Source organism: Sulfurimonas marina, assembly GCF_014905095.1.
GTDB lineage: Bacteria > Campylobacterota > Campylobacteria > Campylobacterales > Sulfurimonadaceae > Sulfurimonas > Sulfurimonas marina.
This window is the reverse complement of record NZ_CP041165.1, coordinates 696,767-711,859: the sequence shown is the minus strand read 5'-3', so window position 1 is coordinate 711,859 and position 15,093 is coordinate 696,767. Positions and strand designations below refer to the sequence as shown.

Here is a 15,093-nt window from a genome sequence, read left to right as displayed (position 1 = left end):
CAAAAGGAAAATATTGGGAGATTTTTGGTTTTGTTTTTGTAGGTGTGTAAAAAAGTAACTAGTTTTTTTCGATCATGTAACCCATACCGCGAACATTTGTGACTATATCCTCTTTAAGAATCTTTTTTAGTCTGTTTACCTCGGCACGAATCGTAGCATTGTCAACTATTGTATCACTCCAAACATACTCTTGAAACTGTTCAAAGTCCACTACCAAGCCCCTGTTTCTCGCCAGTAGATCGATAATCTGAGTTTGTTTCTTTGTAAGTGTTTGCGGTTCTTGTTGAAAAAACAACGTTTTGTGTTTCTGATCGTAACTATAGTTTTTCGAAAGTACAAGATGTACATTCGGTGTTTTGGATGTTGCAACTATTCTATCAATTCTCAGTGCTAATTCTTTTAGATGGAAAGGTTTTTTAAGATAATCGTAACACCCTAAGTTGTATGCACGGGATATATCTTCTATATCTACCAGTGCACTTATATAGATAGTAGGGACATGAATCTTTAAAGCATGTAACTGTTCAAGAATAGTGAGTCCGTCAATTTGAGGGACGTTAATATCTAGGATGAAAAGGTCATAGCTGTTTTTCTGCATAGCATCAAATGCTTCCTGTCCGTCAAAAAAAGGCTCTACGACATGACCGAATGATTCTAAATACTCACAGATAGATTCATTTAACATCACCTCATCTTCTAATAAGAGTATTTTCATTATTCACCCATCACTTTAAATCTGAACTTAAAAGTATTTTGTTTTTCGTTTGAATCAATTACGATCTCAACTCCCTCTTCATCACATATATTTTTCACCAGCCTCAAACCTATTCCAAACCCTTTTTCACTTGCTATACTTTTGTTCTCTTCTCTGTAATACTCATCAAAGATCTTATCTACATCTTTTATAGGTTGAGAATGACTGCCTATAGAAAACTCCACATACTGAATCGTTTTAGTAAGTTTTATATCGACAACCTCGTTTTGAAAAGTATACTTGATCGCATTTGTAATAGAGTTATCTATAATACGTTGCAGTTTTGTCTTATTAAAAAAGATATACACATCTTCCACTTCACTCACGAATGAAAATGAAACTTTGGATAGGTGTGCGACTTCGGTAAAGAACTCTACCCTGCTTTTTACAAACTTATTTATGTCGATCGAAGCTTTCGGATAATCAACATGCTCTTTTTTTACCAGATAACTCAGATCATCATAGATATTAAAGATATTTTTTGCCGCTGCTTCCACTTTAGAGAGGTGTCTGTCTTTCTCATGTTCCATCTCATAAAGTTCTAAAGATGTAAGTATAACACTAAGTGGCGTATTTGTTTCATGTACCGTGTAACGTAAGAACTCTTTTTGTGCATTTAGGATGCGTTCTAAGTCTTGCGTTTTTGCTTTTACTTTATCTTCAAGGTTCAGATTTAGCTCTTTAAGTGATCTCTTTTGTTCATTGATAGTATCTACCATCTCATTCACATGCGTTCCCATTGTTTTAAACTCTTTAAAAAGAATCGTATTGGGATTAAGCACCTGATCGGTATGTGCGGCATCTTTAAAAAATGCCAGAAACGATTCCATATCGCGTTGCAGCAAGGTGTTAAAAATTTTATAAAATCCCAGCATGATCGCAAAAAGTATAAAAGCGAGGGTTGCAATTGCCAAGGTATTTTTGATCAAAAGTGATTTTAACTTCTCTTGAGCCAGTTCATAGTTGTATTCTTGTTCTATTCCCACAACTTGATCGTGGTGTTGTTTTGAAAGTGTTTTTTCGTAATCGTGGTAATTTTCTTTGATCAGCAAATATGCAAATACAATTGTAAAAAGCAATATAACCAGAGTTGTAATAATATTTGCTTGACGAATTGTTATGGCATTAAAGCGAAGTATCAGGTAGTTCTGAAACTTAATTAATAGTTCTTTCATAAAAGAATTATACAAAATTTATCAACTTTCACTATAATTTCAAAAAAATAAAAAGGCAATAATATGTTCGGAAGACAACTAAAAGAGTACGACTTAACAAACGTTAATGAGTTCCAATGGGCAAAAGTATCTACAAATAAAGGTGATATCTGGATCAAACTTTACCCAGAAGAGACACCAAACACTGTTGCAAACTTTGCACACTTAGCAAGTACAGGTTTTTACAACAACTTAAACTTCCACAGAGTTATTCCAGGTTTCATGGCACAAGGTGGATGTCCACACGGAACTGGTACAGGTGGACCTGACTGGGCTATCGCTTGTGAAACTGACAAAAACACTCACAAACACGTAAAAGGAACATTATCTATGGCTCACGCTGGACCAAACACAGGTGGTAGCCAGTTCTTTATCTGTTTCGTTCCTTGTCCACACTTAGACGGTGTTCACACTGTGTTCGGTGGTATCGAAGAAGATGACACTGCATCTATGTCTGTTCTTGACGATATTCGTATGCAAGACGAGATCAACTCAATTGAGATCTTCAAAGAAAGAGCGTAAGCTTTACTTCTTTTTAATGGGGCTTTTATAGCTCCATTTTTCTCCTCTTAATAATTTTCTACTTAAAATATTTTTTAAAACAATTCATCATCTTTCTTTATTATAAGATTTCAACTATAATTTCATAAATAGTTTGAAAGGTAATAATGCTAGTTCATATCTGCTGTTCGGTTGACTCTCACTTTTTCTTAGAGAAGCTCCAACATGATTTCCCGGAGGAAAAGTTAACCGGTTTTTTTTACGATCCTAACATCCATCCATATTCAGAGTATCAGCTGCGCTACCTTGATGTTCAGCGTTCATGTAAAAAGCTTGGCATCGATCTGCTTGAAGGTGAATACGACTTTGAAAACTGGATCGATGCTGTACGCGGACTAGAAAAAGAGCCTGAAAAAGGTGCCCGTTGTGAGGTATGTTTTGACAAACGCTTCATCACAAGTGCAAAAAAAGCGCTTGAACTCGGCGAAAAAAAGATCACTACAACTTTACTTGTCAGCCCGCTAAAATCCCAAGAACAGCTCAAACGTGTAGGCGATGATTTTCATGAAAAACACGGTGTTGAATTTATTGCCGTAGATTACAGAAGCGGAGGCGGTACGCAGGATCAATCCCGCGTGACAAAAGAGGAACAGCTTTATCGTCAAGACTACTGCGGTTGTCTTTTTGGTTTAACAATGCAAAGAGAGCAACAAGACAAACTGATGGATGAGATGTTCTCTCCAATTTCGGGACAAACTCTGCCTGCTTCGATCGAAGAGCGCTTAGAGATGTACAGTTACCGTAACGAACTCGAAGACAAAAGTATAGAATATAAAATCATCAAACAAAAGTTTTTAAACTATAGACAGTTCAACTTCAAGCTTATCAGTGGTAAAAAAGATGTTCTTGATGCTTATGCCCTCTCCTACTCTACACTTCCTAGAAAAAAAGCACAAGGGCGCATAGAGTTTGCAGCTCACAACATCCACTACTTTAACCGTGAAGAGATAAAACTAATCACTTTGGAGTTTTTCAATAAGCAAAATTCTACTAACTATAAAAGTGTAAAAGAGCTTATCTACAACCCTTTATCGTATGAACAAGAGTTAACTTTTAGAAAAGAAATAAACAATACCGACTACGATCTGAGTCCTATCATAGTGGTTGAAAACATCCCCGATACAAAACTCACCATACAACTTGATGCGACAACTTATGAGGACACAAAAGAAAAGATAATAATTTTATAATGAATTTTTAGGTAAAATATCCAAAATTATTATCTAAGGCTATAAAACTATGATTATGGATGTTGTAGAGATTCAAAACATATTACCTCACCGTTACCCTTTCTTACTTGTTGACAGAATTACAGAGATCGTAAAAAACGAATCACTTGTAGGTTACAAAAACGTATCTATTTCTGAACCGGTATTTGAAGGACACTTTCCTGGTCACCCGATCTACCCAGGTGTTATGATCCTAGAAGGTATGGCACAAGCAGGCGGTGTTTTAGCTTTCAAAAGTATGGACGATTTAAGTGAAGAGGAAGTAAAAAACAAAGTTGTTTACTTCATGAGTATCGATAAAGCAAAATTTAGAAACCCTGTAAAACCTGGTGACAGACTTGAATACAGAATCTCTGTTATCAAACACAAAGGTGCTATCTGGTTACTAAAAGGTGAAGCTTATGTTGATGGTAAGTTAACAAGTGAAGCTGAACTAAAAGCTATGATCGTAGATAAATAAGGTTAAAAATTGAGTAATATTTCCAAACTAGCAATCATCGAAGATGGTGCAGTTATCGGTGAAAATGTTGAGATTGGACCATTTTGCCACGTATCTAGCGAAGCTGTAATCGGAGATGGTACAAAAATAGCACAAGGTGCTTGTATCTATGGTAAAACGACAATTGGAAAAAACAATGAGATTTTTTCACACGCTGTTATCGGTTCAATCCCTCAAGATTTAAAGTTCGAAGGTGAAGATGTTGAACTAATCATCGGTGATAACAATACAATTAGAGAGTTTACACTTTTCAATCCGGGGACAAAAGGTGGCGGTGGTAAAACTATCATTGGAAACCATAACCTTTTTATGGGGTATGTACACCTTGGTCACGATGTAATCATTGGTAACCACTGTATCTTGGCAAATGCTGCAACATTAGCTGGCCACGTAGAGTTAGGTGACTATGTAGTAGTTGGCGGTATGACACCTATCCATCAGTTTGTTCACATAGGTGACTATGCAATGGTTGGCGGAGCATCAGCACTTGCACAAGATGTACCTCCATTTTGTATGGCTGAAGGGAATCGTGCAAGTTTAAGAGGACTAAACCTTACAGGTCTTCGTCGCCATATTGAACGTGATGATATTAATGCACTTAAATCTGCATATCGTGAACTTTTTGAATCTGGGAAACCGTTAAAAGACACTGCAAGTGAATTACTTGAAAGTACAGAGAACCATTATGTTACAGATCTATGTAACTTTGTTATCAAAACAAAACGTGGTATTCCATTCGAAAGGAAAAATTAATTATGATTCATAGACATTGTAGCTTTTGTGATGCAAGTGAGAGTGAAACAAATCCACTTATTGCCGGAAACGGTGTATATATCTGTAAAAACTGTGTAATCTCTGCATATAAAATAATGTTCGGTGATGAAAAAGAGTCTCTAGAGCATGAACAAAGTGAAGAGCTTGTAGAGGCTGTAGAAAAACTAATGACACCAAAAGAGTTAGATAACTTCTTAGGTGATTACATCATTGGTCAAGAGCGTGCACGTAAACTTTTAAGTGTAGCCGTTTACAACCACTATAAAAGAATCTTCAAAACAACAAATGTTGAAGATGACGATACTGAAATCGCAAAATCAAACATCTTGCTTATTGGACCGACAGGTAGCGGTAAAACATTAATGGCACAAACAATTGCCAGAGTTTTAAATGTTCCTATTGCTATCGCTGATGCTACAAGTTTAACAGAAGCAGGTTATGTTGGTGAAGATGTTGAAAATATCTTAACTAAACTAATCCAAGCAGCAGACGGCGATGTTGAACGTGCTCAAAAAGGGATCATCTTTTTAGATGAGATAGATAAAGTTTCACGTATGAGTGAAAACCGTTCGATTACTCGTGATGTTTCTGGTGAAGGTGTACAACAAGCACTTCTTAAAATCATCGAAGGTTCATCTGTAAACATTCCGCCAAAAGGTGGTAGAAAACATCCAAACCAAGAGTTTACAGCAGTGGATACGTCAAATATCCTCTTTATTTGTGGTGGTGCATTTGATGGACTTGAAGAGATACTCAAACGTAAACAAGGTGAGAATGTACTCGGTTTTGGACACGATAAAAAAACAAAAGATGAGAAAAAACCAACTTTTGATATGGTGGAACCTGACGATCTAGTTCAATACGGACTAATTCCTGAACTTATAGGTCGTCTTCCAATTATTGCATCGTTAAATGAGATCAGTGAAGATGATATGGTTCGTATTTTAACTGAGCCTAAAAACTCACTTATTAAACAATATATAAAACTTTTCTCAATCGATAATGTTGAACTTAACTTTGAAGATGATGCTCTTCGCGCTATTGCACAAAAAGCGATCAAACGTAAAACAGGTGCTCGCGGTCTTCGTGCCATTTTAGAAGAGGCTATGATCGATATCATGTACGAACTTCCTGAATATAGCGGGTATGAAGTACTTGTAACTAAAGAAGTTATCGAAAACGGTGAACAACCGGCATATATCAAAAAAACAACAGAAATATCAGCATAAGGTAAGAGAATGATTTTTAACAAATTTATTGGGCTTTTTTCAAACGATCTTTCAATCGACTTAGGAACTGCAAATACTATCGTTATAGCAAAGGGAAGAGGTATTATTATTAATGAGCCTTCAGTTGTTGCTGTAAAATCTGAGAAATATGGACAAAGCAGAGTTTTAGCTGTTGGACATGAAGCAAAAGAGATGGTTGGTAAAACTCCGGGGAACATCAGAGCTATCCGCCCTATGCGTGACGGTGTTATTGCAGACTTCGATATGACTGAAAAGATGATCAGAAAGTTTATCGAAAAAGCTCACGGAAGAAGTTCACTTATCTCTCCACGTATCATTATCTGTGTACCGTACGGACTTACTCAGGTTGAGAGAAAAGCTGTACGTGAATCTGCTATGAGTGCAGGTGCTAGAGAAGTTTACCTGATTGAAGAGCCAATGGCTGCAGCAATCGGTGCAGGTGTTGACATTCGTGAACCGCAAGGTAACTTAGTTGTTGACATCGGTGGCGGTACTACTGAAATCGGTGTTGTTTCACTAGGTGGTCTTGTACTTTCTAAGTCAATCCGTACTGCAGGTGATAAAATCGATCAAGGGATCATCAACTACGTAAGAAAAAAGTACAACTTACTTATCGGTGAGCGTGTAGCTGAAGAGATTAAAATCACTATCGGTACAGCGGTTACTTTAGATGAACCACTTTCAATGATCATCAACGGTCGTGACCAAGTTGAAGGGCTTTTAAGCTCAGTAGAACTTACATCTGACGATGCAAGAGATGCTATGAAAGAGCCTCTTAAAGAGATTGCAGAAGCACTTCGTGATGTCCTTGAAATCATGCCTCCGGACCTTGCAGGTGACATTGTAAATCACGGTATTATCTTAACAGGTGGTGGAGCACTTATCCGTCAACTAGACAAATATCTTTCAGATATTGTAAAAATTCCTGTTTTTGTAGCAGATGAGCCACTTTTAGCAGTTGCTCGCGGAACTGGTCGCGCATTAGAAGAGATCGATATCCTCCAAGAACTATTTGAGAATGAATAAATCTTCGATTGTATATTTTTTCATACTTATTGCACTCTTTGTGGGTGCATTAAACTACTCTTCAACTGTTCAAAAACCTTTTATTAGTTCACTCAACTTTATTAAAACATCTTACCACAATACAATCTCTTACATCGATAATAGTATAGACAGACACTTTTTTCAAGCGGATACGATTGATGAGTTAAAAGAGCAACTGCAACAATATGAGAACAACCATCTCGTTATGCAGGAACTTGCATCGGAGATCGATGACCTTTATAAAGCAAATGACTTTAATATGAGTGTAAATCCACAAGTACAACTTGTGCGTAGTATCTCTTACCAAAAACTTGGGAATCTTAACCGTTTATGGTTGGATGTTGAGGATTATAACAGTTCTAAGATCTATGGGCTTACTTATAAAGAGATGGTTGCAGGAATCGTCATTGAGCATGATTCTAAGCCTTTAGCACTTTTAAATAATGATATAAAAAGTGCTTACTCAGTCTATATCGGAGATGTAAAAGCTCCAGGTATTGCACATGGAAATAATGATGAATATATAGTAGTAAATTTCATCCCTGCATGGTTTATTATCAATGAGGGGGATGAAGTTGTAACATCAGGACTTGATAACATATTTTTCAAAGGTCTTAAAGTTGGAAAAGTTATCTCTATCAACCAATCTGAAGGGTATCAAACTGCAATTATTGACCCATATTACGATCCAAATGAACCAAACTATTTTTATATGATCAAGGTTGTAAAATGAGACACCTCTTCTTAGGCTTACTTTTATTTGTAAATATACTTTTTGCTGAAAAAGAAAAACAGAATGTAAGTATCGGCTTTGGTCCTTATGTACAGTCACAACCATATAAAAGTACATCAAATATTATTTTACCCTCACCTGTTATTTTCTTTGACAACTCACTCTTTTATGTAAGATGGTCAAGAGCAGGTATCTACTTTTTAGGTGATAAAGGTGAAGATTTTAAATGGGCATTTTCACTCACTGCACAGCCGAGAACTCTAGGATATAAACCAAGCGATTCTGAGATCCTCTCAGGGATGGATGAGAGAAAAAGCACTATTGAGGGCGGTTTGGCATTTAGTGCTAAATATAAAGACACTTATATAGAAAACATGCTTCTTCATGACCTACTCGGATACAATAAATCTTGGGTTAACAGAACAGAGATCGGGACAAAATACTCTGTAGCAAATATCAACTTTTATCCGAGTATTGTAATGTTATATATGAGTGATAAATTTGTAGATTACTATTACGGTGTAAAAGAGAATGAAGTAAATTTATCATTAAACAGACCTGCATATAAAGCTGGAAATGGTTTCGAATTTGGTGTTCAAACTTACATTGGATTTCCTATCGCAAAAAACTTTTCCGCACTTTTTAACTTCAGATACGATCTCCTTCCAAAAAGTGCCAAAAACTCACCTCTTGTGGCAGAAAATTACATCTATTCAGGTCTCGCATCTATTTTATACAACTTTGAGTACTAAAACTTCAAACCAGTTCATCAAATATTAAGTGCATATTGGCTATAATCTCTAAATTTTATATAGACTATTTTATGGGGTTAAAGAATGCCAAAACGCACCGACATTAAAACTATTTTACTTATAGGATCTGGACCGATCATTATCGGTCAGGCTTGTGAGTTTGACTACTCTGGAACACAAGCAGTTAAGACTCTTAAAGAGCTTGGGTATCGTGTAGTACTGATCAACTCAAATCCAGCAACTATTATGACTGACCCTGAGTTCGCAGATAGAACATACATTGAACCAATCAAAGAAGATATCATCGCAAAAATCATCAAAGATGAGAATGTTGATGCAGTACTGCCTACTATGGGTGGACAAACTGCGCTTAACGTTGCAATGAGTATGTATGAAAAAGGGATGCTTGAGGGTGTAGAATTTTTAGGTGCAGACCCTAAAGCGATCAGTAAAGGTGAGGATAGACACCTTTTTAATGAAGCTATGATTAAAATTGGTATGGATTTACCAAAAAGTAAAAATGCTTACAGTGTTGAAGAAGCAATTGAAGTAGCTAAAGAGATTGGATTTCCTGTAATCTCTAGAGCTTCATTTACACTTGCCGGTGGTGGTTCAGGTGTAGCATACAATATGGAAGAGTTTGAGAAGCTTGCTCAAGAAGGTATTTCAGCATCTCCAATCAATGAGATCGAAATTATGGAATCTATGCTTGGTTGGAAAGAGTATGAGATGGAAGTTATCCGTGACAAAGCGGACAACTGTATCATCGTATGTTCAATCGAAAACTTCGATCCAATGGGTGTACACACAGGTGATAGTATCACGGTAGCACCTGCACTTACACTTACAGATAAAGAGTACCAAAGAATGCGTGATGCTTCTTTCGCTATTTTACGTGAGATCGGTGTTGATACAGGTGGTTCAAACGTTCAGTTCTCAATTGACCCTAAAACTGGTCGTATGATCGTAATTGAAATGAACCCTCGTGTATCTCGTTCATCAGCACTTGCTTCAAAAGCAACTGGTTATCCGATCGCAAAAGTGGCAACACTTCTTGCAGTTGGTTTTACACTAGATGAGATCACAAATGACATTACAGGTACTCCGGCAGCATTTGAGCCAGTAATTGACTACGTTGTAACAAAAGTACCACGTTTTACGTTCGAGAAATTCCCAGAAGCACAAAGTACACTTTCAACTTCAATGAAGTCTGTTGGTGAAGCTATGGCAATCGGTCGTACATTTAAAGAATCTTTACAAAAAGCACTTTGTTCACTAGAAACTGGACTATGCGGTTTTGATCCTATTGATGCTGACGATGATTTTGTTAAACATGAAATCCGTCGTCCAAATGCAGACAGAATTCTTTACGTTGCAGAAGGTTTCCGTCGCGGTATGAGTGTTGAAGAGATGTTTGATACTTGTGCGATTGATCCATGGTTCTTATACCAACTTCAAGAACTGATTGAGTCTGAAAAAACTATGACTGATAAAGTTCTTTTTGAAGAAGAGGCTATGAGAATCGCTAAAGTTGACGGTTTCTCAGACAAAAGAATTGCTCAACTAGTTTCTCAAAACACTGATAACAAAGTTAGTGAAAACGATGTATTTGAAGCAAGAAAAAAACTTGGTATTAGACAAGAATACAATGAAGTTGATACTTGTGCAGCTGAATTTGAAGCATTAACACCGTATCTTTATTCGACAACAAACATTACAAAACTGCCTGCAACTACAAGAAAATCAGATAAGAAAAAAGTACTTATCCTTGGTGGTGGACCAAACAGAATCGGTCAAGGTATCGAGTTTGACTACTGTTGTGTTCACGCTGCATTTGCTCTTAAAGAGATGGATATTGAAACAATTATGTACAACTGTAATCCTGAAACAGTTTCAACTGACTATGATACATCAGATGTACTTTACTTTGAGCCAATTGATTTTGAACACGTTAGAGAAGTTATTGAGCATGAGAATCCAGATGGTATTATTGTACACTTCGGTGGACAAACACCACTTAAACTTGCTGATGGTCTTACAAAAATCGGTGCAAAAATCTCTGGTACACCTTCGGCTGTAATTGACTTGGCTGAAGATAGAGAACAGTTCTCTGACTTTGTAACCAAACACGGTCTTAAACAACCTGCTAACGGTTTAGCTAGTGCAAAAGAGCAAGCACCTGCAATTGCTGAAAAAATTGGTTATCCAGTTCTTGTTCGTCCATCATTCGTTCTCGGTGGTCGTGGTATGAAAATAGTTTATTCTGAAGCTGAATTAAACGAATATATGGAATTAGCTATTTCAGTTTCAAATGAAGCTCCGGTTCTAATTGACAAGTTCTTAGATCAAGCAATTGAGTTAGATGTTGACTGTATCTCTGACGGTAAAGAAGTTTATATCGGTTCTGTAATGCAACACATTGAAGAAGCTGGTATCCACTCTGGAGACTCTGCTTGTTCTTTACCACCTGTAAATTTATCAGAGGAAATGATCGAGAAAGTTGAAGCGCAAACAAAAACAATCGCACTTGGACTTGGTGTGTGTGGACTGATGAATGTTCAGTACGCTATCTACGAAGGTGAAATTTACTTAATTGAAGTAAATCCTAGAGCTTCTCGTACAGTTCCGTTTGTATCTAAAGCGACTGGTATGCCACTTGCAAAAGTAGCAACTCGTGTAATGATGGGTGAGACTTTAAGAAACTCACTTAACTACTATGACAAATACAACATTGTTGAAGAAGCAAACGGACTTCTTAGACCAAAACTTAAAGGGCATATCTCTGTTAAAGAAGCGGTATTCCCATTCCATAAACTTTACGGTGCAGACTTAGTTCTTTCTCCAGAGATGAAATCAACTGGTGAGGTTATGGGAATTAGTTCTAACTTCGGTATCTCATTTGCAAAAGCACAATTAAGTGCAGGAAATAAAATCCCGACTCAGGGGACATGTTTCTTATCTTTTGTAGATGCAGATAAAAAACAGGGTGCTGAGATTGCAAAAGGGCTTGTTCGCCATGGCTTTAAACTCGTAGCTACTAAAGGGACTCAACAAGTTCTTGAAGAAGCGGGAGTTGAGTGTGAAGTAGTTCTAAAAATTTCTGAGGGTCGTCCTAACATCGAAGATGCTATGAAAAATGATGAAATTGCAATGGCTATCAACACTTCAGATAATAACACAAGTAAAAAAGATGCAGTTGTAATTCGTCAAGAAGTTCTTAAAAGAAATATCCCGTATTTCACAACTTTAAGTGCTGCTCGTGCTGCAGTACTTGCACTTGACGAAATGAAAGATGATTCATGGTCAAAAGCAACAGCGCTTCAAGACTTTTTAGTTTAAATACAAAAGTTATACTGACACAAACCGACACTACCGTCGGTTTGTTATCTCAAGATTCTAATCGACTCGCTCATATCAAATCACGCCCAAATAATAAACCCTTTATAAAAGTCTACAACTCTTTAGAGAGTCTCAAGAAAGATGGAAAACGGGTTCCAAAAAAACAAAAAAAGTTGGTTCGCTTAGCAAAACAGACTACTTTTATTGTAAAAAATGAGGCGTTTAGAGTCGCTTCTTATCCTCTAAATTCAAATATTTTGCGACAACTCACTTGGACATTTTCCACTTCTGCAAATGAGAGCGGGAAAAACTTTGATCGGGAATTTTGTCAAGCAAAAGCTGATATAATAATAGAAGATCGAAACTCTTTAGAGGAAAAAACAGCCTCTAAACTGTTACGTATCAACAATAAAAAAATAAAGAGATTAAGATGAGTAAACTATTGCAAGCTTTGTTATCTGGAATGTTTTTTACATTTATTTTAGACTTTTTCCTCTTCTTAGGAATAAAACTTAATTACATAGATTATTATGAAATTGATCTATATTACAATATACTTTTTGCAGACAATCAAAGTGCAATACTTTTTTTTCTTTTTAGCCTTATTATCGGCTATATCACGCTTTATACAAATATAAAACTTGCTTTATACAGTGTCGGTTTTTTATTTGTACTGAGTTTTTCAACTTTGATTGCACCTATCGGTAAAAGTGTAGGAACATTTTTATTGGCAAAAGAGGATGTAACACTACAAACATCAAGGTTTTCATACCATGGAGATATTCTTTACAACGGAAGAGAGAAAGTTACATTTTTTGATAAAGAGCTCAATAAAATAATTATCTTAAACAAAAACAAAATAAAAGGAAAAATTTAATGAAACATATTTCATCTTTGGCCGGCGGTGTGGCACTTGGAAGTGCCGGAATACTTATGATGAGTGTCCTTAGTGGATGTTCACAACAACAAGAACAAGCACAAAATAAATTTTTAGTAATTGAACAACAAACTAACGGAAAATATATAGTTGTAGAGGAGATGCCGACAGATGGTCCATCTCGTGCAATTATACGCGAACGTAATGAAAATGGAAATGTTACAGAGCGCTTTATGAATGAAGCTGAAATGAAAGCACTTGCTGAACAAGAATATAATAAAGTACAAAACGGTACAAGTGAAACACTTCAAGATGGAGCCGGTAGTGCAGGAATGGGCTTAGCAGGAACTATCCTTGCAGTTGCAGCGGGTAGTCTGCTCGGAAATATGATTGGTAATGCTCTTATGAATAACAAAAGCTTTTCAAGAAATGCAGCTACAGCTAACAGAAGTGCTTACTCAAGATCAGCAACATCTAGTGCTACAAAATCGTCAAGTTCAAAAAAAAGCTTCTTCGGTTCATCATCTAAAACTTCTAGCTATAGTAAAACTAGCGGCGGATTTTTTGGAGGATAATTAATGGTACAACTTCAAAATGTACAACCGCTTGACGATACAAGCCTAGAAGAGCTTGGTTTCTCTTGGCATACTGATGTTGACGGTTCTAAATATGTAAGTGATAAACTTGTTGCAATTTCTCAAGAAGATGCAGAAAGTTACTATACAGCTGTTAATGAGATCTATGATATGTTTGTAGAAGCTGCTGAGTATGTAATTGAAAATGATCTCTTTTTTGAACTCGGTATTCCATTTAATTTAATAGATGTTATTAAAAAATCTTGGGAAAATGATGTACATTGGCATATCTACGGAAGATTTGATCTCGCAGGTGGAATTGACGGTAAGCCGATTAAATTAATTGAGTTTAATGCTGACACTCCAACTGCACTGTTTGAAACTGCACTGATTCAATGGGCCCTTTTAAAACAAAATAATCTTGATGAAGCAAAGCAGTTTAACAATGTCTATGAATCTATACAAGAGAATTTTAAGCGTCTAATTACACTTTTTGATGAACCTGAAAAGTTTGAAGAGTTTTATGATGGTTGGAAGATCCTTTTTTCATCGATAGAGGGGAATGACGAAGAGGAAGCTACTACTAAACTACTGCAGCAAATAGCAACAGATGCAGGGTTTGCAACATCTTTTGAATACCTTCAAAATGTAAAGTTTGATGAGAGTGGTATCTATGATGCAGATGAAAATAAATATGAGTACTGGTTTAAACTCTATCCGTGGGAAGATATAGCTATAGATGAACCGGAATTAGCTACTACACTTACATCAATTATGCTTAACCAAGAAGCTATTATATTAAATCCGGCATATACTCTAATCTTTCAGTCAAAAGGGATTATGAAAATATTGTGTGACCTTTTCCCTGATTCACCATATCTTCTAAAAACCTCTTTTGAACCATTAGGTGTTAAACAGGTTGAAAAACCGGTTTTTGGACGAGAGGGAGCAAATACAAGAGTTTTAGATAGTAATACAGAAGCTATTACACAAACAGAAGGACCTTATGGGAACTATAAAAAAGTTTACCAAGAATATGTTGAGTTCGCTCAAGACTCTCAAGGGGATAAATACCAAGCTGGAGTATTCTTTGCGTATGAGGCATGCGGCCTTAGCTTTAGAAAAGGTGGAGAGATACTTGACAATATGTCAAAATTTGTCGGACATATCATCAAATAATATACTTAATCCAGAGAAACTCTCTGGATAGTATTTACTTTTTACAAGCACCTACTGAAATGTTGTCCTTGTTTTTTTCTATAAACTTTTTACCAATACCTTTCACTTTTTCAAGTTCGCTAATATTTGTAAAACAATGAGCTTTTCTATAAGCAATAATTGAATCAGCTTTCTTTGAGCCTATCCCTTTTAACTGCATCAATTGAGACTTATCTGCATTGTTAATATCAACAGACGAAAATAAGAAACTAACCATAACTAGTAAACTAAGTAAAACCTTCATTTCATTCCTTTTAATTAAGATCGGTTT

Annotated in this window: 16 protein-coding genes; 13 read left to right on the top strand and 3 right to left on the bottom strand. The window is 36.3% G+C overall.

From position 1 onward, the window contains the following. Positions 1–58: 58 nt before the first annotated feature. Both FJR03_RS03715 and FJR03_RS03710 read right to left on the bottom strand, forming a co-directional pair. Entirely contained in the window at positions 59–715 is a 657-nt protein-coding gene (locus FJR03_RS03715) for a response regulator transcription factor (RefSeq protein WP_193114312.1), read from the bottom strand. Then, positions 715–1,929, bottom strand: coding sequence for a sensor histidine kinase (locus FJR03_RS03710; RefSeq protein ID WP_193114311.1), 1,215 nt, complete (start codon positions 1,927–1,929; stop codon positions 715–717). The genes FJR03_RS03715 and FJR03_RS03710 overlap by 1 nt, the downstream gene beginning before the upstream one ends. A 63-nt stretch (positions 1,930–1,992) precedes the next feature. Between FJR03_RS03710 and FJR03_RS03705 the strand changes: the two genes are divergently transcribed. From FJR03_RS03705 to FJR03_RS03645, 13 genes are all read left to right on the top strand, one after another. Beyond that, positions 1,993–2,490, top strand: coding sequence for a peptidylprolyl isomerase (locus tag FJR03_RS03705; protein ID WP_193114310.1), 498 nt, complete (start codon positions 1,993–1,995; stop codon positions 2,488–2,490). 146 nt (positions 2,491–2,636) lie between these two features. Further along, positions 2,637–3,719, top strand: coding sequence for an epoxyqueuosine reductase QueH (locus tag FJR03_RS03700; RefSeq protein WP_193114309.1), 1,083 nt, complete (start codon positions 2,637–2,639; stop codon positions 3,717–3,719). 52 nt (positions 3,720–3,771) lie between these two features. Next, positions 3,772–4,218, top strand: a complete 447-nt coding sequence (fabZ, locus tag FJR03_RS03695; protein WP_193114749.1) for a 3-hydroxyacyl-ACP dehydratase FabZ — start codon at positions 3,772–3,774, stop codon at positions 4,216–4,218. Between the two features lie 9 nt (positions 4,219–4,227). Beyond that, positions 4,228–5,010, top strand: coding sequence for an acyl-ACP--UDP-N-acetylglucosamine O-acyltransferase (lpxA, locus tag FJR03_RS03690; RefSeq protein WP_193114308.1), 783 nt, complete (start codon positions 4,228–4,230; stop codon positions 5,008–5,010). A 2-nt stretch (positions 5,011–5,012) separates the two neighbouring features. After that, positions 5,013–6,260: an ATP-dependent Clp protease ATP-binding subunit ClpX gene (clpX, locus tag FJR03_RS03685; protein ID WP_193114307.1), complete on the top strand. Its 1,248-nt coding sequence runs from the start codon at positions 5,013–5,015 to the stop codon at positions 6,258–6,260. A 9-nt stretch (positions 6,261–6,269) separates the two neighbouring features. Further along, complete coding sequence (locus FJR03_RS03680) at positions 6,270–7,307, top strand: rod shape-determining protein (RefSeq protein ID WP_283949395.1); 1,038 nt, start codon at positions 6,270–6,272, stop codon at positions 7,305–7,307. Beyond that, positions 7,300–8,061, top strand: coding sequence for a rod shape-determining protein MreC (gene mreC, locus FJR03_RS03675; RefSeq protein WP_193114306.1), 762 nt, complete (start codon positions 7,300–7,302; stop codon positions 8,059–8,061). The genes FJR03_RS03680 and mreC overlap by 8 nt, the downstream gene beginning before the upstream one ends. Further along, complete coding sequence (locus FJR03_RS03670; RefSeq protein ID WP_193114305.1) at positions 8,058–8,813, top strand: MipA/OmpV family protein; 756 nt, start codon at positions 8,058–8,060, stop codon at positions 8,811–8,813. Before mreC ends, FJR03_RS03670 begins: the two co-directional genes overlap by 4 nt. A gap of 84 nt (positions 8,814–8,897) precedes the next feature. Beyond that, positions 8,898–12,152 carry a carbamoyl-phosphate synthase large subunit gene (gene carB / locus FJR03_RS03665; protein ID WP_193114304.1) on the top strand — a complete coding sequence of 1,085 codons (3,255 nt, stop codon included), beginning with the start codon at positions 8,898–8,900 and terminating at the stop codon, positions 12,150–12,152. Further along, positions 12,113–12,586 carry a Sua5/YciO/YrdC/YwlC family protein gene (locus tag FJR03_RS03660; RefSeq protein WP_193114303.1) on the top strand — a complete coding sequence of 158 codons (474 nt, stop codon included), beginning with the start codon at positions 12,113–12,115 and terminating at the stop codon, positions 12,584–12,586. The genes carB and FJR03_RS03660 overlap by 40 nt, the downstream gene beginning before the upstream one ends. After that, positions 12,583–13,029 carry a hypothetical protein gene (locus FJR03_RS03655; protein WP_193114302.1) on the top strand — a complete coding sequence of 149 codons (447 nt, stop codon included), beginning with the start codon at positions 12,583–12,585 and terminating at the stop codon, positions 13,027–13,029. Before FJR03_RS03660 ends, FJR03_RS03655 begins: the two co-directional genes overlap by 4 nt. Then, the gene (locus FJR03_RS03650) at positions 13,029–13,604 is read left to right on the top strand and encodes a Cj0371 family chemotaxis-regulating polar lipoprotein (protein ID WP_193114301.1); all 576 of its coding nucleotides are present in this window, start codon (positions 13,029–13,031) and stop codon (positions 13,602–13,604) included. The genes FJR03_RS03655 and FJR03_RS03650 overlap by 1 nt, the downstream gene beginning before the upstream one ends. 3 nt (positions 13,605–13,607) lie before the next feature. Next, positions 13,608–14,783 (top strand): glutathionylspermidine synthase family protein, encoded by a 1,176-nt coding sequence (locus FJR03_RS03645; protein ID WP_193114300.1) that lies wholly within the window; start codon positions 13,608–13,610, stop codon positions 14,781–14,783. Between the two features lie 34 nt (positions 14,784–14,817). On the opposite strand, the gene FJR03_RS03640 is transcribed toward FJR03_RS03645, so the two are convergent. After that, positions 14,818–15,066: a ComEA family DNA-binding protein gene (locus FJR03_RS03640; RefSeq protein ID WP_193114299.1), complete on the bottom strand. Its 249-nt coding sequence runs from the start codon at positions 15,064–15,066 to the stop codon at positions 14,818–14,820. Positions 15,067–15,093: the final 27 nt, after the last annotated feature.

Bases quoted from the DNA above. Each gene is read 5' to 3' on its own strand.
- FJR03_RS03715 (WP_193114312.1), bottom strand. From the start codon at position 715: ATGAAAATACTCTTATTAGAAGATGAGGTGATGTTAAATGAATCTATC.
- FJR03_RS03710 (WP_193114311.1), bottom strand. From the start codon at position 1,929: ATGAAAGAACTATTAATTAAGTTTCAGAACTACCTGATACTTCGCTTT.
- FJR03_RS03705 (WP_193114310.1), top strand. From the start codon at position 1,993: ATGTTCGGAAGACAACTAAAAGAGTACGACTTAACAAACGTTAATGAG.
- FJR03_RS03700 (WP_193114309.1), top strand. From the start codon at position 2,637: ATGCTAGTTCATATCTGCTGTTCGGTTGACTCTCACTTTTTCTTAGAG.
- clpX (WP_193114307.1), top strand. From the start codon at position 5,013: ATGATTCATAGACATTGTAGCTTTTGTGATGCAAGTGAGAGTGAAACA.
- FJR03_RS03680 (WP_283949395.1), top strand. From the start codon at position 6,270: ATGATTTTTAACAAATTTATTGGGCTTTTTTCAAACGATCTTTCAATC.
- mreC (WP_193114306.1), top strand. From the start codon at position 7,300: ATGAATAAATCTTCGATTGTATATTTTTTCATACTTATTGCACTCTTT.
- FJR03_RS03670 (WP_193114305.1), top strand. From the start codon at position 8,058: ATGAGACACCTCTTCTTAGGCTTACTTTTATTTGTAAATATACTTTTT.
- carB (WP_193114304.1), top strand. From the start codon at position 8,898: ATGCCAAAACGCACCGACATTAAAACTATTTTACTTATAGGATCTGGA.
- FJR03_RS03660 (WP_193114303.1), top strand. From the start codon at position 12,113: ATGGTCAAAAGCAACAGCGCTTCAAGACTTTTTAGTTTAAATACAAAA.
- FJR03_RS03655 (WP_193114302.1), top strand. From the start codon at position 12,583: ATGAGTAAACTATTGCAAGCTTTGTTATCTGGAATGTTTTTTACATTT.
- FJR03_RS03650 (WP_193114301.1), top strand. From the start codon at position 13,029: ATGAAACATATTTCATCTTTGGCCGGCGGTGTGGCACTTGGAAGTGCC.
- FJR03_RS03645 (WP_193114300.1), top strand. From the start codon at position 13,608: ATGGTACAACTTCAAAATGTACAACCGCTTGACGATACAAGCCTAGAA.
- FJR03_RS03640 (WP_193114299.1), bottom strand. From the start codon at position 15,066: ATGAAGGTTTTACTTAGTTTACTAGTTATGGTTAGTTTCTTATTTTCG.